This is a genomic window from Pseudomonas sp. MF4836, assembly GCF_002018875.1.
Classification (GTDB): Bacteria; Pseudomonadota; Gammaproteobacteria; order Pseudomonadales; family Pseudomonadaceae; genus Aquipseudomonas.
Genome location: NZ_MVOL01000024.1, coordinates 1 through 17,150 on the forward strand (window position 1 = coordinate 1; position 17,150 = coordinate 17,150).

The 17,150-nt window shown below is 60.1% G+C and carries 19 protein-coding genes; 10 read left to right on the top strand and 9 right to left on the bottom strand.

Going from position 1 to position 17,150, the window contains the following annotated elements:
• Positions 1–8 precede the first annotated feature (8 nt).
• Complete coding sequence (locus MF4836_RS32965) at positions 9–932, bottom strand: LysR family transcriptional regulator (RefSeq protein WP_078473888.1); 924 nt, start codon at positions 930–932, stop codon at positions 9–11.
• A 49-nt stretch (positions 933–981) separates the two neighbouring features.
• Between MF4836_RS32965 and MF4836_RS32970 the strand changes: the two genes are divergently transcribed.
• The 3 genes from MF4836_RS32970 (at position 982) to MF4836_RS32980 (ending at position 3,117) form a co-directional block, all read left to right on the top strand.
• Positions 982–1,296 (top strand): 3-phosphoglycerate kinase, encoded by a 315-nt coding sequence (locus MF4836_RS32970; RefSeq protein ID WP_078473889.1) that lies wholly within the window; start codon positions 982–984, stop codon positions 1,294–1,296.
• Between the two features lie 157 nt (positions 1,297–1,453).
• Positions 1,454–2,053 (top strand): FMN-dependent NADH-azoreductase, encoded by a 600-nt coding sequence (locus MF4836_RS32975; RefSeq protein WP_078473890.1) that lies wholly within the window; start codon positions 1,454–1,456, stop codon positions 2,051–2,053.
• Between the two features lie 197 nt (positions 2,054–2,250).
• Positions 2,251–3,117, top strand: a complete 867-nt coding sequence (locus MF4836_RS32980; RefSeq protein ID WP_078473891.1) for a carboxylate/amino acid/amine transporter — start codon at positions 2,251–2,253, stop codon at positions 3,115–3,117.
• A 133-nt stretch (positions 3,118–3,250) separates the two neighbouring features.
• Here MF4836_RS32980 and MF4836_RS32985 read toward each other — a convergent pair whose 3' ends face one another.
• A complete protein-coding gene (locus MF4836_RS32985; RefSeq protein ID WP_078473892.1) occupies positions 3,251–4,549 on the bottom strand; it encodes a mechanosensitive ion channel family protein in 1,299 nt (432 codons plus the stop codon).
• Positions 4,550–4,742: 193 nt separating this feature from the next.
• On the opposite strand from MF4836_RS32985, the gene MF4836_RS32990 reads away from it, so the two are divergent.
• Positions 4,743–6,089, top strand: coding sequence for a DEAD/DEAH box helicase (locus tag MF4836_RS32990; protein ID WP_078473893.1), 1,347 nt, complete (start codon positions 4,743–4,745; stop codon positions 6,087–6,089).
• Between the two features lie 60 nt (positions 6,090–6,149).
• On the opposite strand, the gene MF4836_RS32995 is transcribed toward MF4836_RS32990, so the two are convergent.
• Positions 6,150–6,425: a hypothetical protein gene (locus tag MF4836_RS32995; RefSeq protein ID WP_078473894.1), complete on the bottom strand. Its 276-nt coding sequence runs from the start codon at positions 6,423–6,425 to the stop codon at positions 6,150–6,152.
• Between the two features lie 183 nt (positions 6,426–6,608).
• Here MF4836_RS32995 and MF4836_RS33000 point away from each other — a divergent pair, with 183 nt between their 5' ends.
• Entirely contained in the window at positions 6,609–7,037 is a 429-nt protein-coding gene (locus MF4836_RS33000) for a hypothetical protein (RefSeq protein ID WP_078473895.1), read from the top strand.
• Positions 7,030–7,485 (top strand): hypothetical protein, encoded by a 456-nt coding sequence (locus MF4836_RS33005; protein ID WP_078473896.1) that lies wholly within the window; start codon positions 7,030–7,032, stop codon positions 7,483–7,485. The genes MF4836_RS33000 and MF4836_RS33005 overlap by 8 nt, the downstream gene beginning before the upstream one ends.
• Positions 7,486–7,504: 19 nt before the next feature.
• Here MF4836_RS33005 and MF4836_RS33010 read toward each other — a convergent pair whose 3' ends face one another.
• Both MF4836_RS33010 and MF4836_RS33015 read right to left on the bottom strand, forming a co-directional pair.
• The gene (locus MF4836_RS33010) at positions 7,505–8,104 is read right to left on the bottom strand and encodes a DUF4291 domain-containing protein (protein WP_078473897.1); all 600 of its coding nucleotides are present in this window, start codon (positions 8,102–8,104) and stop codon (positions 7,505–7,507) included.
• A gap of 50 nt (positions 8,105–8,154) precedes the next feature.
• A complete protein-coding gene (locus MF4836_RS33015; RefSeq protein WP_078473898.1) occupies positions 8,155–8,427 on the bottom strand; it encodes a hypothetical protein in 273 nt (90 codons plus the stop codon).
• 698 nt (positions 8,428–9,125) lie between these two features.
• On the opposite strand from MF4836_RS33015, the gene MF4836_RS33020 reads away from it, so the two are divergent.
• The 3 genes from MF4836_RS33020 to MF4836_RS33030 are packed head-to-tail and all read left to right on the top strand — an operon-like array spanning position 9,126 to position 12,965.
• Positions 9,126–10,253: a merozoite surface protein 3b gene (locus MF4836_RS33020; protein WP_078473935.1), complete on the top strand. Its 1,128-nt coding sequence runs from the start codon at positions 9,126–9,128 to the stop codon at positions 10,251–10,253.
• A 1-nt stretch (position 10,254) separates the two neighbouring features.
• The gene (locus tag MF4836_RS33025; protein WP_102047969.1) at positions 10,255–11,682 is read left to right on the top strand and encodes a DUF6384 family protein; all 1,428 of its coding nucleotides are present in this window, start codon (positions 10,255–10,257) and stop codon (positions 11,680–11,682) included.
• Entirely contained in the window at positions 11,682–12,965 is a 1,284-nt protein-coding gene (locus tag MF4836_RS33030) for a hypothetical protein (RefSeq protein WP_078473899.1), read from the top strand. Before MF4836_RS33025 ends, MF4836_RS33030 begins: the two co-directional genes overlap by 1 nt.
• A 299-nt stretch (positions 12,966–13,264) precedes the next feature.
• Here the strand turns inward: MF4836_RS33030 and MF4836_RS33035 are convergent, their stop codons facing one another.
• On the bottom strand, positions 13,265–14,212 hold the full coding sequence (locus tag MF4836_RS33035) for an AraC family transcriptional regulator (RefSeq protein ID WP_078473900.1): 948 nt from the start codon (positions 14,210–14,212) through the stop codon (positions 13,265–13,267).
• 179 nt (positions 14,213–14,391) lie between these two features.
• Here MF4836_RS33035 and MF4836_RS33040 point away from each other — a divergent pair, with 179 nt between their 5' ends.
• A complete protein-coding gene (locus MF4836_RS33040) occupies positions 14,392–14,784 on the top strand; it encodes a transcriptional regulator (protein WP_078473901.1) in 393 nt (130 codons plus the stop codon).
• 37 nt (positions 14,785–14,821) lie between these two features.
• Here the strand turns inward: MF4836_RS33040 and MF4836_RS33045 are convergent, their stop codons facing one another.
• The 3 genes from MF4836_RS33045 to MF4836_RS33055 form a co-directional block, all read right to left on the bottom strand.
• On the bottom strand, positions 14,822–15,691 hold the full coding sequence (locus tag MF4836_RS33045) for a DUF6279 family lipoprotein (RefSeq protein WP_078473902.1): 870 nt from the start codon (positions 15,689–15,691) through the stop codon (positions 14,822–14,824).
• 65 nt (positions 15,692–15,756) lie between these two features.
• Positions 15,757–16,476: a TorF family putative porin gene (locus MF4836_RS33050; RefSeq protein ID WP_078473903.1), complete on the bottom strand. Its 720-nt coding sequence runs from the start codon at positions 16,474–16,476 to the stop codon at positions 15,757–15,759.
• Between the two features lie 197 nt (positions 16,477–16,673).
• Positions 16,674–16,862, bottom strand: coding sequence for a hypothetical protein (locus tag MF4836_RS33055; RefSeq protein WP_017337097.1), 189 nt, complete (start codon positions 16,860–16,862; stop codon positions 16,674–16,676).
• Positions 16,863–17,150 lie beyond the last annotated feature (288 nt).

A 17,150-nucleotide genomic window follows, 5' to 3' on the forward strand; every position in this document is an offset into this window, starting at 1 on the left:
GGTGGGGGTCAGGCTTGTTCGGGGGCGGCGAAGGGCGCATCCAGCGGCGCTGTGTCAAAGGTGCGCAGCAGCTCCACCAGAATCTGAGTGGCCGGGCCCAGGGGCTTGTCCTTGTTCGAGTACAGGTAAAAGGTCGGGTGCCGGCTGCCGCCTTGTTCCATCGGCAGCACCTTGAGCACGCCTTCGCTGATTTCCCGTTCGATCAGGTGCCGGGGCAGCCAGGCAAAACCCAGGCCGCTGCCGACGAAGGTGGCGGCGGTGGCCAGGCTGCCCACGGTCCAGCGCTGTTCGGCGCCGAGCCAGCCGACATCCCGGGGTTGCTGGCGGCCGGAGTCGCGGATCACCACTTGCAGCTGGCTTTCCAGGTCCTGGAAATTCAGCTCGCGTTGCAGGCGATGCAGGGGGTGTTCCGGGTGCGCCACGGCGACGAATTCCACTGAGCTCATTTCCGTGCCCAGGTAGCCGGGGATGCTGAAGCTGCTGATGGCCAGGTCGGCGACGCCTTCGAGCAGCACCTCCTCGACCCCGGACAACACTTCCTCGCGCAGTCGTACCCGGCAACCGCGGCTCTGGGGCATAAAGGCGGTCAGGGCCCGCACCAGGCGCGCATTGGGGTAGGCGGCGTCGACCACCAGCCGTACTTCGGCCTCCCAGCCTTGCTCCATGTGATGGGCCAGGTCTTCCAGCTGGCTGGCCTGCTTCACCAGTTGCCGCGAACGCCGCAGCAAGACGCCACCGGCTTCGGTCAAGACCGCCTTGCGGCCGTCGATGCGCAACAGTGGCACGCCCAGTTGATCCTGCATGCGGGCCACGGTGTAACTGACGGAGGATTGCGAGCGATGCAGCGCCTCGGCAGCCTGGGCAAAGCCGCCATGGTCGACCACGGCCTGCAGGGTTCGCCATTGATCGAGGGTAACGCGGGGCGCTTTCATGAGGGGCTCCTCTTGTCCTAAGCTGGCGCTCCACATTGGAGACTGCCGAATGAAAAAATTCTGTTGTGCGCTGTTGGCCCTGCTGCCACTCAGCGCCTTTGCCTACCCGATCGATGTCGAGAAACAGCTCAACGGCCTGAGCGTCGACTACACCGCCTTCGACACCGACCAGGACATCGGCTCCATCCAGTTGAACAACTTCGGCAAGACCGATGTGCTGTGTTCGGTGGTGTTTCGCAACGGCCCCGAAGCACCGCGCACGCGCAAGGTGGAAGTCGCCGCGGGGCAGAGCAAAAACGTCACCGCCAAGTTCAACCGCAAAATTATCAAGCTGCGGCTGGACCTGAACTGTTCCGCCAAGTGATCCCGGTGTGCCCGGCCTGTAGGGCTTATGCCGGGTACGCTGCGCTTATAAACGAATTTGTTGATTGGTTATAGCAGTTATTTGCGCTTTTTCATCGATATCACTCTGTTTAGTCTCCCCTCCATCGACTTACGCACCCCGATGGAGGCTACAGCCCATGTCCCGCGTCCTGATCATCGAAAGCAGCGCCCGCCAGCAAGATTCCGTGTCTCGCCAACTGACCCAGACCTTTATCAGCCAGTGGCAAGCCGCCCACCCAGGCGACGAAGTCACCGTGCGTGACCTGGCGCGCCAGCCGGTGCCGCACCTGGACGCCGACCTGCTGGGCGGCTGGATGAAGCCTGCGGAACAGCGCAACGCCGGCGAACACGCTTCCCTGGAGCGCTCCAACCAATTGACCGACGAACTGCTGGCTGCCGATGTACTGGTACTGGCAGCGCCGATGTACAACTTCGCCATCCCCAGCACCCTGAAGGCCTGGCTCGACCATGTGCTGCGTGCCGGCGTGACCTTCAAATACACTGCCACCGGCCCCCAGGGCCTGCTGACCGGCAAGCGTGCCTACGTGCTGACCGCCCGCGGCGGGATCTATGCCGGCAGCCCGGCCGACCATCAGGAACCCTACTTGCGCCAGGTGCTGGGGTTCATCGGCATCCACGATGTCGAGTTCATCCATGCCGAGGGCATGAACCTGGGCGGCGACTTCCAGGAGAAGGGCCTGAACCAGGCCAACGCCAAGCTGGCCCAGGTCGCCTGATCCGTTAATCGTCAGATAATCGCGCAGTGCTTAAGTAACGCCTGCGCTCCCCCTTCAAGCGGTTCGCGCATCGAACCTCCCTTTGCACTTGTTGCTCCTGAGTGCTCCTGCCCGATCGAACGCATGGCGAGATCGGGTTTTTTTTGCCTGCGAATCGGCAAACCGCTATCGTCGCCGCCATTCCAGACGAGGCGACCATGGGCTATCTACTTTTTGTCACGCTGATCCAGGCGTTTTCCTTCAGCTTGATTGGCGAGTACCTGGCCGGTCACGTCGACAGCTATTTCGCGGTGCTGGTGCGGGTGGTACTGGCGGGGCTGGTGTTCATTCCCCTGACTCGCTGGCGCCAGGTCGAGCCCAAGTTTATGCGCGGCATGCTGGTGATCGGTGCCTTGCAGTTCGGCGTGACCTACGTCTGCCTGTACCTGAGCTTTCGTGTGCTGACGGTGCCGGAGGTGTTGCTGTTTACCATTCTCACGCCGTTGCACGTGACCCTGATCGAAGACGCCTTGAACCGACGTTTCAACCCCTGGGGCCTGCTGGCGGCACTGGTGGCGGTGGCGGGTGCGGCGGTGATCCGCTACGACCGCATCAGCCCGGATTTCTTCTTCGGCTTCCTGTTGCTGCAACTGGCCAACTTCACCTATGCCGCCGGGCAGGTGCTGTACAAGCATCTGGTGGCGCGTCACCCCACGGATCTGCCGCATTACCGGCGTTTTGGCTATTTCTACCTGGGGGCGCTGGCGGTAGCGTTGCCGGCGTTTCTGTTGTTCGGCAAATCCAACTTCCTGCCCGAAGCGCCGCTGCAATGGGCCGTGCTGCTGTTTCTCGGTCTGGTATCCACGGCGCTGGGCCTGTACTGGTGGAACAAGGGCGCATGCCTGGTGAACGGTGCGACCCTGGCAGTGATGAACAACCTGCACGTGCCGGTGGGGTTGCTGATCAACCTGTTGATCTGGAACCAGCATGAAGAACTGGGGCGGTTGTTTTTCGGGGCTTTGGTGATCCTGGCGGCGGTATGGATCAGCCGACGTGGCAACACCTCACAGCCTCGATCCACCTGAAACCCAGCGGCGCTCCCGCGGGCGGCTACGGACCTGTAGCCGCTGCCGAAGGCTGCGACACCATCAATCCACCTGACACCCCACGGCGGTCTCCCGGGCCAGCGCAGCCTGGCGGCAGCGGCTACGGGGCACATCAGATTGCGCGTTTTTCCGCTTCGGGAATTGCGCTGGCTCCGAGCACCGCGGGCAGCAGGCCGGCGCGCAGGTCGTTGCCGCTGGGTTGCTGGTACAGGCTCAGGCCGAATTCCGGCATCACCGCCAGCAGGTAATCGAAGATATCGCCCTGGATCCGCTCGTAATCGGCCCAGGCCGTGGTGCGGGTGAAGCAGTAGATTTCCAGGGGGATGCCCTGGGCGGTGGTCTGCATCTGCCGGACCATGCAGGTCATGTTCGGCTGGATCTCGGCGTGGCTCTTCAGGTACGCCAGGGCGTAGGCGCGAAAGGTGCCGATGTTGGTCATGCGCCGACGATTGGCCGACATGGCGGCGACGTTGCCCTGGGCTTCATTCCAGCTTTTGAGCTCGGCCTGCTTGCGGCTGATGTAGTCGGTCAGCAGGCGGACCTTGCTCAGCCGCTGCTCTTCATCGTCATGCAGGAAGCGCACGCCGCTGGCGTCGATAAACAGGCTGCGCTTGATCCGCCGCCCACCTGATTGCTGCATGCCGCGCCAGTTCTTGAACGACTCGGACATCAGGCGCCAGGTCGGGATCGAGACAATGGTCTTGTCGAAGTTCTGCACCTTGACCGTGTGCAGGGTGATGTCCACCACGTCGCCATCGGCGCCGACCTGGGGCATTTCGATCCAGTCGCCGACCCGCAGCATGTCGTTGCTGGTCAACTGCACGCTGGCCACGAACGACAACAGGGTGTCCTTGTAGACCAGCAGGATCACCGCCGACATCGCCCCCAGGCCAGACAGCAGTAACAGCGGCGATCGGTCGATCAGGGTGGCGACAATGATGATCGCGCCAAACACATACAGCACCATCTTCGCCAACTGCACATAGCCCTTGATCGAGCGGGTGCGGGCGTGTTCGGTGCGGGCGTAGATGTCCAGCAGGGCATTGAGCAGGGCGCTCAGGGCCAGGACCTGGAACAAAATGGTGAAGGCCATCGCCACGTTGCCCAGGAACACCAGGCTGGCCTTGCTCAGTTCCGGCACCAGGTGCAGGCCGAACTGCACCACCAGCGACGGAGTCATCTGTGCCAAACGGTGAAACACCTTGTTGTGGCGCAGGTCGTTGATCCAGTGCAGGGCCGGTTGGCGCCCCAGCAGTTTGGTGACGTGCAGCACCACATAGCGCGCCACTCGTCCGAGAACCAGGGCCACCGCCAGCAGCAGGGCCAGGGCCAGGCCGGAAAGCAGGAACGGGTGCTGATCAAGGGCGCCCCAGAGGTCTTGGGTGTTGAGCCAGAGCTGTTTGAAATCCATAAGCTAAAACGATTCTTCTGTAAGACAAGTTCGGTCGATTAGAGCATTTAAGCCGTAAAAAGTGACGGTTGCCGACAAACCCGCTGACAAAAAACCATCGGTTTAGCGCCGTTCGCGCAAAGAAACTCGGCCTCGGCGCTCGAAACCGGTAACCTATGCAGCTGTTTTTTTGCATATCTTCGAGGTAGCACCCGTGTTTTCCCAATTCGCCCTGCACGAACGCCTGCTCAAAGCCGTGGCCGAGCTTAAATTTGTCGAGCCTACGCCTGTGCAAGCAGCGGCTATCCCGCTCGCGCTCCAAGGGCGTGACCTGCGGGTGACAGCTCAAACCGGCAGCGGCAAGACTGCTGCTTTTGTCTTGCCGATCCTCAATCGCCTGATCGGTCCGGCCAAGGTTCGCGTCAGCATCAAGACCCTGATCCTGCTGCCGACCCGCGAACTGGCCCAGCAGACCCTGAAGGAAGTCGAGCGTTTCTCGCAGTTCACCTTCATCAAGTCCGGCCTGATCACCGGCGGTGAAGACTTCAAGGTCCAGGCCGCCATGCTGCGCAAGGTGCCGGACATCCTGATCGGCACCCCGGGCCGCATGATCGAGCAACTCAACGCCGGCAACCTCGATTTGAAAGAAGTCGAAGTACTGGTACTCGACGAAGCCGACCGCATGCTCGACATGGGGTTTGCCGAAGACGTGCAGCGCCTGGTGGAAGAGTGCACCAACCGCCAGCAAACCATGCTGTTCTCGGCCACCACCGGCGGTTCGGGCCTGCGCGAAATGATCGCCAAGGTCCTGAACAACCCGGAGCACCTGCAGCTCAACGCCGTCAGCCAGCTGAACGCTACCACCCGTCAGCAAATCATTACCGCTGACCACAACCAGCACAAAGAACAGATCGTCAACTGGCTGTTGGCCAACGAGACCTACCAGAAGGCCATCGTGTTTACCAACACCCGGGCCATGGCCGACCGCATTTACGGCCGCCTGGTGGCGCAGGACTACAAAGCGTTCGTCCTGCACGGCGAGAAAGACCAGAAGGACCGCAAGCTGGCCATCGACCGCCTGAAGCAGGGCGGGGTCAAGATCCTGGTGGCCACCGACGTAGCCGCACGCGGCCTCGATGTGGACGGCCTGGACCTGGTGATCAACTTCGACATGCCACGCAGCGGCGACGAATACGTGCACCGTATCGGTCGTACCGGCCGCGCCGGCAATGATGGCCTGGCCATCTCGCTGATCTGCCACGGCGACTGGAACCTGATGTCGAGCGTCGAGCGCTACCTCAAGCAGAGCTTCGAGCGCCGCACCATCAAGGAAGTCAAAGGCACCTACGGCGGACCGAAAAAGGTCAAGGCGTCGGGCAAGGCCGTGGGCGTGAAGAAGAAAAAGGTCGACGCCAAGGGCGACAAGAAGAAGACCGGGGCCAAGGCTCCAACCAAGCGCAAGATCGCCAATCGGCCAAAAACCGATGCCCTGTCGCTGGTCAGCAAGGACGGCATGGCGCCGCTCAAGCGCCGCAAGCCGGAAGCTCCAGCTGCTGAATAAGCGCCTGGCGTGACCCTGAAAAAAGCCCGGACCTGTTCCGGGCTTTTTGCATCCGGACTATCAGCTGTCGGCTTTCTTGCCGGCGGTGTCGAGTTCCTTGAGGCGCTGATCGATCAACTGGCACTTGTCGGGCAGGTCCTTGCTCGCGGTTTCCAGGTTCATCTTTTGCAACTCATCATTGATCTCCTTGGCCTTGGTCGGGTTCTGCTGGGTGAGTTTCGTCACTTCCTGGGCCAGCTGTTCGCGCTTGGCGGTGGCCTCTTCGAGGGTGCAGGCCCAGGCGGGCAGGGCGCAGAGCAGGGTGCTGGCGATGACAAGGTTACGCAGGGTTTTCATGGCAGTGGCCTCGGGGTCCGATAAGGCAGTTACCCGGTTGAGGCCGAGGGGCGGATAAAAGTTCAGAGTTTCAGGCGCTGCGCAGCGCCAGGAAATGACTTTGTTTCCGCTGGCCGGCTGTTATCGTGAGCGCCCCGAAGCCCCGTGCGGCCGGGAAAGCAGTTATCAGCAATGAGATGAGCAATGGATGCCCAATTGAACCAGCAGTGCGCCACCCTGCGTGCCATGAGCTCCGCCGAGGCCGCGCAGTGGCTGCTGCGCGAATACCCCGCTGCCAGCCCTGCAAGCGCAGTCGCCCTGCAACTGATCCCCCATCGTTCCTGGCAGCGCAGCGAGCAACGGTTGCTGGCCGAGCACTACCTGACGTTGTCCTTCGCCAGCGCCCGGCCTTATCAGGCGTTTTGTTCGATCATGCCCACCCGAGTGCTGGCCGACTGGGTCGCCCAGCGCCTTCCCCAATCCCCACGCGACCGCAGCCTGTTGGCGTACCTGTTATTGCCGACCCTGAAGCAGAACACCCGTACCGAGCGCGACGCCGAGGCCATGGAACGCCTGGCCCAGGCTCTGCGCGACAAGGCAGAATCCGACCCGGAGCACACCGCAGATGAGTAACTACTTTGACCAGGAACTGCTGCAGGACCTGCGCCAGCCGCTCGCCAGCGGCCAACTGCGGATCGAACCGCAAGTCGATGCTTACTTTGACCTGATGAAGGGCTGGTTCGAGATCCGCAACCTGCGCCCACACTGGCCGAGCCTGCCGTTCGCGGTGACCGAGGTGGCGCTGGATCGCCAGCAGCAGACCCAGGCCTTCAGCGACTTCTTTGCCCGGATGGTCCAGCAATTTCGCCTCGCCGGAGACGCCGTGTACGTCGGTGACAGCGCCACCAGCCTCGCAGTAGTGGGCGATGTCTCGGCCTTGCTCGAGGTGCCGGAGTGTCTGTTTTCCATTCCCCAGCACCACTACCTGCTGGCCGCGGATCATGGGTGGTTCATGTGTTTCACCTTCGAGGGGGATATGGGGTTTGGGTTTGTGCCGGCATATAAGACAACGTATGGATAGAAATGCCGGGTGAGCTCGTCTACAACAGGGGCTTCTCTGTCGACGGTAGATACTCCCGCTCCTCCGGCATCATCTCCCACGCTTTTACCAAATCCCCCTCCTGAACCAGTTTGCAGATCGAATGGGCTAAGGGTGTGACGTCAGTAATACGCTGTATCCACTGATGCACATACAACTGCACCGCTTCTTTACTCAATCCAATTTGAATCGCGCGGTGTTCCTGTGGCTGCAAGTGCAGATCCCGTTCCGGGTCCCATTGAATGCGCACCGGTGAATTGTTTTTCAGTGTGAGCCATTGTTCTTGGCTGACGGACTCATCGGCATGGCTTAAACAGCCATTGGCCAGTGCCCATTCGAAGCCTTCCCGGCTGATGTCGATGGCGAGGATGCGTTTTTGCCCGGCGTCTTTAAACCCCCAGCCGGCGCGGTACATCATCCACAGGAAGGACGGTTTAACCCAGGTCATGCGTTCCATTTTGAACGGTGGGGATATGAATGTGCCGTGGGCCAGGGCGGTGTCGGCGATGGTGTCGCAATAGGCTTGGTAGACGCGAATGGTGTGGGCGTCGTAGACCGCTCTGATTTGGCGGTGAGGTATGTTCGATGGTGTTACGGGCATATTTTCCTTGATGGCATTAAGCGGGCGACTCTCAGGTCGCCCGTTTTGTTTTAGAGCGTGAGTTGTTCTTGCAGGCGTCGCGTCGTCACGTCCAGTAAATCACAGCCGTCGCGCAGCAGGATGGTACAGGCCAGGGTCAGTTCCTGGAGCACGACCGGCGCGTGGTCTGGTTTCTCGGGGCCTGCGAAATTTTCCAGCAGTTGGGTGGCGGCACGAATGCGGTAGGCGGCTGCGTCGTGCAGCACGTCGATGGGCGCATGGGTGTCGATCAGCAGGGAAGGGAATGTGCAGTCGTGTCCGGTAATGGGCATGTATCGGTTCATGAGTAAATCTCTGGTGGTGGGCTTTTATGCTGTTCCCATCGTCGCCAAACAACGGGTGGCAGCTGTACGCAGGTTGGCGAGCCGGCACCAGATAAGCCGGCAGACCCGAAGGTCTCCCACGCACAGCCGCCATAGAGCGATTGTGCGGGTGCAAAAGTACCTGCAAGCAGCGGCTTTTGCATCAGTTCTGGTGTTAGGTCGCCAAACCCAGCCGTCGTTATCGACGGCTTGCCGACTATAGCCAATCCGTTGATTGCCTTTAAAGGGCTGGCCGGGTTGGGGTTTCTGATGTTGTTGTAAGGCCTTTCCTATTTTATCGAGGACCCCGTTCAGCCAACTTAACCGCTGACGACCTCGGGTTGCTTTCAAATCACTGCCTGTATTCGGCGTAGGTGAATTCTCAGCCAGCAGAAGGTGGTGTTATTCTCGCGCACGTTTGCCAGTTGCTCTTGAGCAACACTCTATGCGCTAAAAGGGGCGCATTTCAGGCGGACGCAGAGCTTGAAAGCACCTCGAAGAACGCCTCGAAAAACGTCCAGTCGATGTTTTCCTGGCTTGATGTAAATACCATGCACTTTACGGCCTCCGACCCCCGCGTCGGAATCTGTTCCGGGGCCCAACCCCCTTCGCCTATTCACCTATCAAAGGATGATGGAGCCGTTGCTCAATGGCTCCACAACGGGAATACGCCCATGCTCATTAATTACCTCGAACGCTCCATGTCGGCCTTGCGCTCCATCGGCATCACTTTCCCCCAGCAGGAGATGCCAGTGCTGGCGCTGTTGGACAAGGTGGCGGTGTATGACGTTGACCGCGTGACCAATATCGCCGCCACCTTGCAGCAGTCCACCGCGTTTAACGCTGCGGTGCGCGACAAGTTGCAGGGCATGGACATCAGCACCCGCTATGCCGATATCGCCACCAGTTTCGATTCGATTCGCAACGATGCGCAGCAGATGATGGAGTGGATGGCCGACGGCAAGTTGCAGTTCTCCGAGCGCATTCAGTTGGCGTGGTTGAACATGCGTCGCGGCTCGATCCCGGATCGTTTTGAGAGCATCCGCGAGAATTACCTCGCCGTGGCCAAGTCGGCGAATGAGCAGATCCAGCTGGAAACGCTGATCCTCGAGGCCTATCAGGACTATCGCTTGGCGATGAAGTCGGCCGAGGTGGATGCCTGTGAAGTCCAGAAGATCGCCCAGACGCAAATGGATGCCCGACGCCAGGCCTTGGCGGACGCCAGCGCTGCACTTGAGGTGGTGGGGGCGGCCGCGCCGGACCAGGCCAAGCTGGAGTTGGAGCGGGATGTGGCGCTGCGTGATTTGCAGGATGAGGACAAACGCTTCCAGATCATTACCGACATCGCCGATCAACTGAAGGCCGCCTATGGTGCGGCGGAGTTGGTATTCGCCCGCCTCAATCAGTATCACGCGGTCAAGGAGCGGCTGTATCAGCGGGCAGTCAGTTTCTTCGCCACCAACGAGATTGTCCTGACAGGGTTGGCGGCGGGTTTCACTTCCTCCGGCGGCCTGGCAGAAACCACCCAGACTCTGAATGCCATGACCGACGGTATCAATACCAGTCTTGAAGTGCAGGCCCGTGTTGGAGGCGACCAGCTTAATGCGGCGCTCAAGGCCGGTTACGGTTCGAGCCTCAAGGCCAGTTCGGTCAAGGCGCTGGCGGATGCGGTGCTGGAGTTCCAGGCCAGTAGCCTGAGCCTGATTCAGGAGCTGCGTAAGGAGTCGGCGTCGGCCGCTGCGGAAATCGAGTCGGTCACTGAGGACAGCAAGCGCCGCTTCACCGCGCTCCTGCAGAAGGGGATGTGAGGTGAGCGAGGTTTCTCTTACCGAACAGATGGGCGCCATGGCGCTGATTGATGAGCTGCGCCACAGCCAGACGGAGATCCAGAAACACCTGAATCTGCCCCTGCATCGCAAGGCGGTGGCTGAGCGGATTCGTGAGTTCTACAAAGCCAAGGGTATTGACGTCGAGGATGGGCTAGTGGAGCAGGGGGTGCGTAACTACTTTGCTACACGTCTTGTTTATGAAGCACCGAAGCTGCGTTGGTGGGAGCAGCGTGTAGCGGATACTTACCTGCGTCGCCGCTTTTGGCAGAAATGGGTACTGATATGGACGCCCATTGTTTTGTATTCGCTGTATGCCTGGACCCACGTGTTTATCGACCTCAAGGAACAAGGCCGCTATACCCAGGCTGATTTGGTCAGCCTGCAGAATGAGGCGCACACCCGCACGCAGCAGGTGTTCTTGGTGCAAGAACAGTTGGGCAAGCTGGAGCCCGAAGTTCAGGCGGGGCAGGTCGCGGCGGCGACGCGTTTAATGTATACGGCCAAGAACGGGTTGGCGAAAGCCCGTGAGCAGGCGTCGATCAAGTTGCCGCAGTTTGCCCTGCCTCAAGAACAGCGCAGTTTCAGCGATGGGGTCATGGTCTCCAATGCCAGGGACAACTTGAAAGCAAGCGTCACATCGCTAAAGGACGTGCAGGCTCAACTGGACAAGATCAAGAACCTGTTGGTCGCGGCGCAAAAACTCAAGCGTTTGACTGCCAGTCGCGAGTTTCTTATTGCCAGCAAGGCTGTCCCCGAGGTTGCAGCGGCAGCCAAGGAGGCCCAATGGGCGTTGGATGATGCTGACACCAAGGGTGTGACGGCGGCTATTGCCAAGGTGGACCGGGCGGTAAGACTGACCGATCGGCAAAGTTTGAACCCCAATTACCTCGCCTCCCTTGAGGCGGCCCGGGCAAGTGTGCAGCAGATGGGGTTGAGCCAGGGGGATGCGGCGCAATTCCAGCCGTTGTTGAATAAGGTAGACCAAGCGATCAAGGCCCTGGATGTCTCCGGCACCACCAGTGGGCTCAAGGAGATAGAGCAGTTACTGGCGTTTGCCAAGACCCCTTTGAAGCTGGATGTGGTGAGCCGTGTGGGCGAAAAATCAATGGTCGAGCGTAACTACGACCCGACCGGGGGCAAGAGTTGGTACCTGTTGACCGAGGCGACCGACGCTGCCGGCAATGTGGTACCGGTGCCGATTACCAGTATCGAGACCGGGGAGAAGCGTTACGCCAGAATATTCGGTGTTCGGGTTAATCAGGCCACCTATCAGGAGGTCAAGAATGACAAGTTGGCCGATGGTCATGTGGATAATCGGCGTCTGGGCAGCAAGGATGCCAATTCCTTGAGCTTCAAGTTCGTCAAAGGGCGTACAACCGCCAAACCTGCTTACATTTTGGAGTGGTGATGAGCGCGAACAGCATGATGGCGACCCTCAGTGAAAACTCCCGACGCTATGAATATGAACTGCGCAAGCTGCAGCGAGAGCTGTCCAAGGCCCATGAGCGCGAGTTGCGACTGGAACAGGAAATCACTGATGCGTTGGCGCAGATCGCCGGTTATCAACTCAAGAACGTTGGCCAGCAGTCGGTTGAAGTCAAGCGTTTGCTGAAGCAGCGCAATGAGGGCGAGGCACAGTTGCGCGAGCGCCTGACCGCAGCTGAGGCCAGTGTGGAACACCATCTGCGAGCGGCTATGGAGGTTTCGGGTGGGCTTCAGGCTCAGGTCGCGGGCATCGATCGGCAGTTGGCGGATGACCCAGGCTATCAGCGTCAGGTACTCGCATTGCGTGAGGCGGAGATGGCTCGGGTTGCAGCGTCTGAGTCCTATGAGGAGCTGCGTGATGAATGCCGGAGCAAGCTTCAGAGCTTCCAGGTCGACCGGTTATATCTGTACTTGAAGTCGCGCAAGTTCGGGACCGCGGGCTACCCACGCTGGACCCCTTGGCGGCAGGCTGACCGCTGGGTCGCCAAACTGTGCAACTTTACTGAAAACTGGCGCACCGAGCAGACGCTGCTGGCGCTTCAGGAAGCCAATCAAAGTGCTGCCAGCCGCTTGGAGAAAGAAGAGGCTGCCCAACAGGCCAAGCTGACGCAGCTGTATCAAGCGGCGTCCACCGGCGGTGAATTTGCCGAGCTTCAGCAGCGCTTGCAGACTGCGCTGCAGGCGGTGGAGGTGGCTAAAGGCCAAGCCAATGAAGTGCATGCCAGTCTGGATGCCTACAGCGCGAAGCGGGACGAGTATCTGGCGCAGGCTTCAGTACTGTTGGCCGAGCAACTGGCCGAGATGAGTGACCAGAAGCTTGCACGCCTGGCGGCGCAAACCCCCGGTTCCGAGGATGATAAGCAGGTGGTGGAAGTACGTGATCTGCGCGCCGAACTTGAAGCGTTGCAGAAGCAGGTACCGTTTCTGCAGGGTAAGTGCGAAGAGGCTCAGGGCGAATATGAACGAGCCAAACAGCTTGAACGAAGTCTGTTGGCCAGCGAGGCGGGTCGAGCCAGCCAGAGCGTTTCCAGCAGTGGCAACGTCAACTCGCTGATGGTTGGTTTCATGAAGGGCGCGCTATCGGTGGCGCAGGCTCCGAGTCGAGACAGTAGTAGTCGCAGTTCCGGATCTTCCAACTCAAACAGTTCATTCAGTAGTTCCCGTCCTCGCGATGGGGGTGGGTTTTCTACCAGCGACAGTCTCTAGGTCAATCAGGCCTGTTGGAGGGAAAGTAGAGTAGGGCGAGTACCAATTCATGCTGGTCAGTTAAAGAAAGCGCTGTTTTCTCATGCAGAGGAAACGGCGTTTTTTGCCTCTGGTCTGAGGGGGGATATTTGCTGGTAGAGCTGTGCTGATTCGAAGCTTTTGGGGGTGTGCTCAATACCTTGTGTGACGCTAGCTTGATGACTGCTATGAGGTTCTACCCGGGATAATTAGGGCTCAGGTTTTGCCACCGCTGTGCGGTCGAGCCGGAGCACGCTGCCTCGCCACGGGGAGCCCTTTGGTTAAAGCGCCTTCACCGGAATACAGATCTCACATTCCAACTCGCCGGTTTGCGCGTCGTAGGGGGCGTAGACCGGGTAGCGTTCGAAGGCCGGCCGGGCGTCGAGTTGCAGGCCGCTGCGCGGGAGCCAGTCGCGGCAGAGTTCGAGCCAGGCATCGGCGATGTCCGGGCCTTTGCCTGCGTAGGGCGCGACGGCGTAGAGGCCGCCGGGCAGGAGGCTGAGGGTAGCGGGTGCGGCGCTGATGAGCTCGGCGGGGACTTCGATGCAGGCGTCGTAGCGGCATTGGTGGGCCGGGATGATGCTCGGGTCGTCGTGGCCGATGCCATAGCGCACGCGATTGAACAGCTGGTTGTCGATCATCCAGCGCGCTGCGGTCTCGCGCCAGAACAGGCCGATGCCGGTGCCATAGGGGCCGGTGTAGCGCAGGCAGGCCACGGGCACCGGTGGCAGGTGTTTGAGGGTGACGTTCATCAGCGGCTCCTTGAGGTGAATGAAGGCGTCAGGGTCGTCGAATCCCGGGATATGGGTCTGATCGGGGTTGGGTAACTCGCGCAGGCGGCGCTCACGCACGTCGCTGAGGCGACGGTGCCAGCGTTTGGGTTCGCTGCTGCGCCAGCTGCTTGGGGTGACTGAGTAGTGTTGCTTGAAGGCCCGGGAAAACGCCTCGCCCGAACTGAAGCCAGCCGTCAACGCGACCTCAAGGATGCTTGCCTGAGGTTCACTGGCCAGTTGATAGGCGGCGTGGGCCAGGCGCCTGCGGCGCAGGTAATCGCCCAGGGGTTCCCCGACCCAGGCGTTGAACAGGCGATGAAAATGCCGTGGGGTGAAATGCGCGATTTGCGCCAGGTCCGCCAGCTCCAGGGGCTGGTCCAGGTGATGGTCGATATGCTCCAGCACCCGGTTCATACGCAGGGTGTATTGGTGCAGGCTGAGGTCGGCGGGGGTCATATTTGCAGCTTAGCCGGGGCTTGGTGGTATGCGGGGTAGCCGTTGCCGCGTTCGACCCGGTGCCCAGCGGTTTCCGATCAAGGGTCGGATCAGGCGCAGGAAATCCTGAACGGCTGAAAACCACACCGGTCACAACCTATGAAAGGCATTTCACTCTTATGTGTGGAGGTTGAATCAGGATGACGACTTATAACTGGGATTTGATTGAACGGCTGTTGCACGAAGTGCAGAACAGCGCCGGCCATAGCTTTACCCCGCGGCCCTACGCCGAGCAGCATGCGGCGGCCAAGGAAGCCGAGGGCGAGTCGACGGGCAATCTGGATGAGCTGAAGGTCACGGCCACCGAGTACGAAAAGCTGCTGTTGGATCGGGGCTTTATCGAGTCGCGGCCGGAGGACGAGGGCGGCAACGGTGAGAATTTCATTCTGACGCCGCGGGGCTCCAGCCTGTTGTGCATGATCGACAGCAGTATCCCCGGCAACGATCACCCGCGTCAGGTACTGGACGAACAGGCCGATGCCCTGGATCCGGCGACCTTCGACGAAGTGGCGAGCAAGGCCCAGATTGCCTGAGCCTTGGGCCCCGCGTCGCCAGTTGCCAGTGAAAGCTTCAGCTCTGGCGCGCGGCTTTTAGGCACTTGAGGGCTTCGAAGTCGCTGCGTACGCCATCGATCTTCTTCAGAAGACGTTGGCGTTGCTCCACCGTACTTTGGGCCATCAGGTCCACCAAAAGGCTGCGTGCCGCCTGTTCAGTGGCGGCGTAGGCCTGGCGATATTCCGGCGTCCACAAGCTCTCGCGATTGACCAGCAGTTGCTCGATGCGTTGCGGGAAATCACTGACATGGCGCTGCTCCACGGCGGCGCTGAACTGCGTCTGCCAATGGGCGCGGTTGGCGATCCATTGTTGATTCTGATCGCCGAGGTCGGCTGACCACTGTTCGACCCGCTGCTGCTGTTGCGGGCTGAGCGCGCCCAGCCAGGCGTTGAGGCGTTTAGTCATGCGCTCGCTGCGTTGCTTGATCTGTTCCTGCAAGGTCGGCTTGAGGTACTGCGCCTGACGCTCGCGCTGATCCTTGGCGAAGGCGTTGTTCATGTCCTTGACCTGTTGATCGTCCAGGCCCTGCAGCAATTGGATGGCCGATGGGGTGATCTCCCGGGCGGTCTGGGCGATGGCCTGCTTGGCTTCCTGGGTTCGCACTTGCAGGGCCGCGTCGTCGACCTGGTTGCTTTCAACCATTTGCTGCAGGCGGTCGAGCCAGTCGAGGTAGCCCGGTAGCTGGGTGCTGCAATGCCAGCTCAGGTGTTCCTTGAGGCGTTGGTTGAACCAGCCCTTTTGCTCGCTGTTCATGTCCAGGTAGTCGTTGAGCGTCCAGGGGATGATCACGTCGAGGTTGCGATAGGCCAGGCCAACGCGGTTACAGGCGCTGGAGGCGAAGCACAGCACTAACAGCATTGCGAAATGGATTAACCGGCGCGACATGGGCGAGTCCTTGCGAATGCGGGTTTGTGTATCTGAACCCGAAAGGCGCCCCGCAGTTCAGCCTTTTAATAGAAGGAGCGTTCGGCCTTGAACGTCAGCAGGCCGTCGCATTCGGCGTTTTGCCCAGAATAGGCCGAGCAGTCGCCGCCGTTGAGGTTGGAGTCGCTGTAGATCAGGTTGAGGTCGATCCCCATCCACGGCCGTGAGAGCTTCACCGACCAGTCATTGAAGCTGTTGACGTAGCCGCCACTGGTGATCGACACCGGGTTGCCCAGCTGATGGTTGGTGTATTTGACGCTGACGCCGATGCCAAATGGCGCATTCCCGCCGAGGTCGGCGAACAGGGTGCTGTTGCGTTTGTCCGGGTCGTTGCTGAAGGCCGCGCCAAAGCGGCTGCCGAGCAGGGTCAGGCCGCCGAAAAATTCATGGCTGTCCAGGGTTTCCAGCTTGGGGTAGCTGTAATGGATCATCCCCAGCTCATAGCCCAGGGTCTGGTCGAAGGGCTGCTTGTAGCCGAGGTAGGAGTCCACTTCCAGTTTGCTCGATGGGCTCAGCCCCACGCTGGGCGACCATTGCCCGGCGTACCAGCCGCTGTCATGGCTCAGGTCCAGGCCGCCGTGGAATGAGCCGGAGCTGGTCGGCTTGACCAGTCCCTGGGCCATGCTGCGCGTCGGGGTGGTGCCCAGCTTGAGGTCGAAGTCGCCCAATTCACGCTGGAAAACCTGGGCGTGACTGACGGGGCTGGCCAGCAGTGCGCTGATCAGCAGGAAAGAGGGTTTGAGCATGCTGCACTCCATGGGTAGCGAGGAGCAGAAACCAAGAGCCCTTGGCAAAGGCCCGTTCTAGACGTGTGCAAGCATACCGGCGAAACCTCGGGGTTGAGGGCCGTTCGTCGATTTATGCAAGGAAAGGGGGGGTCAGGCTCTAGTCCTAGCGCTTTGAGGTTCAAAGCGCTTAGGGACCAGGATGTGCTGCGGGGGTATTACTTTTTGCCGAGGGTAATCTGCTTCGACGGGCCGAAAGTCTGGCCGCTGACGCCTTTGGCAATTTGCTGGATCTCGCCGCCAGACTTGAGGAATGCAGCGATCTGGTTGTTGATCGATTCGCTGGTTTCAACGGCTGGAGCTGGCTTTGCTTTGCTGTTGGATGCTTTTACACGCATGGCGGCCATTAACCTGTAGAAAATTAACTTGGCCACGCATAATACATGAAATGCTTGACAATTGCTTGGTAAATATCCTTCGAAATACTTGGGTGATAAAGAGTTGAGCATCGGACAGTGCTCGCTTTATTTACCTAAGCTGCTGTTTTAACTAAAGCTTTGTCTTGATTATGGCGTTTTTTAGCGGTCAGGTCGGGGAGTTCGGGACGGCCTCTGCCTGACGAGCGGAGGCCTATGGCTGTGGAAATCGAGAAAAATCAATGTCTTCAAGGAAATTTCGTCCACCGCCCGCCTGCG

Coding starts and splice junctions, on each gene's coding strand:
- MF4836_RS32965 (WP_078473888.1), bottom strand. CDS start 932: ATGAAAGCGCCCCGCGTTACCCTCGATCAATGGCGAACCCTGCAGGCC.
- MF4836_RS32970 (WP_078473889.1), top strand. CDS start 982: ATGAAAAAATTCTGTTGTGCGCTGTTGGCCCTGCTGCCACTCAGCGCC.
- MF4836_RS32975 (WP_078473890.1), top strand. CDS start 1,454: ATGTCCCGCGTCCTGATCATCGAAAGCAGCGCCCGCCAGCAAGATTCC.
- MF4836_RS32980 (WP_078473891.1), top strand. CDS start 2,251: ATGGGCTATCTACTTTTTGTCACGCTGATCCAGGCGTTTTCCTTCAGC.
- MF4836_RS32985 (WP_078473892.1), bottom strand. CDS start 4,549: ATGGATTTCAAACAGCTCTGGCTCAACACCCAAGACCTCTGGGGCGCC.
- MF4836_RS32995 (WP_078473894.1), bottom strand. CDS start 6,425: ATGAAAACCCTGCGTAACCTTGTCATCGCCAGCACCCTGCTCTGCGCC.
- MF4836_RS33000 (WP_078473895.1), top strand. CDS start 6,609: ATGGATGCCCAATTGAACCAGCAGTGCGCCACCCTGCGTGCCATGAGC.
- MF4836_RS33005 (WP_078473896.1), top strand. CDS start 7,030: ATGAGTAACTACTTTGACCAGGAACTGCTGCAGGACCTGCGCCAGCCG.
- MF4836_RS33010 (WP_078473897.1), bottom strand. CDS start 8,104: ATGCCCGTAACACCATCGAACATACCTCACCGCCAAATCAGAGCGGTC.
- MF4836_RS33015 (WP_078473898.1), bottom strand. CDS start 8,427: ATGAACCGATACATGCCCATTACCGGACACGACTGCACATTCCCTTCC.
- MF4836_RS33030 (WP_078473899.1), top strand. CDS start 11,682: ATGAGCGCGAACAGCATGATGGCGACCCTCAGTGAAAACTCCCGACGC.
- MF4836_RS33035 (WP_078473900.1), bottom strand. CDS start 14,212: ATGACCCCCGCCGACCTCAGCCTGCACCAATACACCCTGCGTATGAAC.
- MF4836_RS33040 (WP_078473901.1), top strand. CDS start 14,392: ATGACGACTTATAACTGGGATTTGATTGAACGGCTGTTGCACGAAGTG.
- MF4836_RS33045 (WP_078473902.1), bottom strand. CDS start 15,691: ATGTCGCGCCGGTTAATCCATTTCGCAATGCTGTTAGTGCTGTGCTTC.
- MF4836_RS33050 (WP_078473903.1), bottom strand. CDS start 16,476: ATGCTCAAACCCTCTTTCCTGCTGATCAGCGCACTGCTGGCCAGCCCC.
- MF4836_RS33055 (WP_017337097.1), bottom strand. CDS start 16,862: ATGGCCGCCATGCGTGTAAAAGCATCCAACAGCAAAGCAAAGCCAGCT.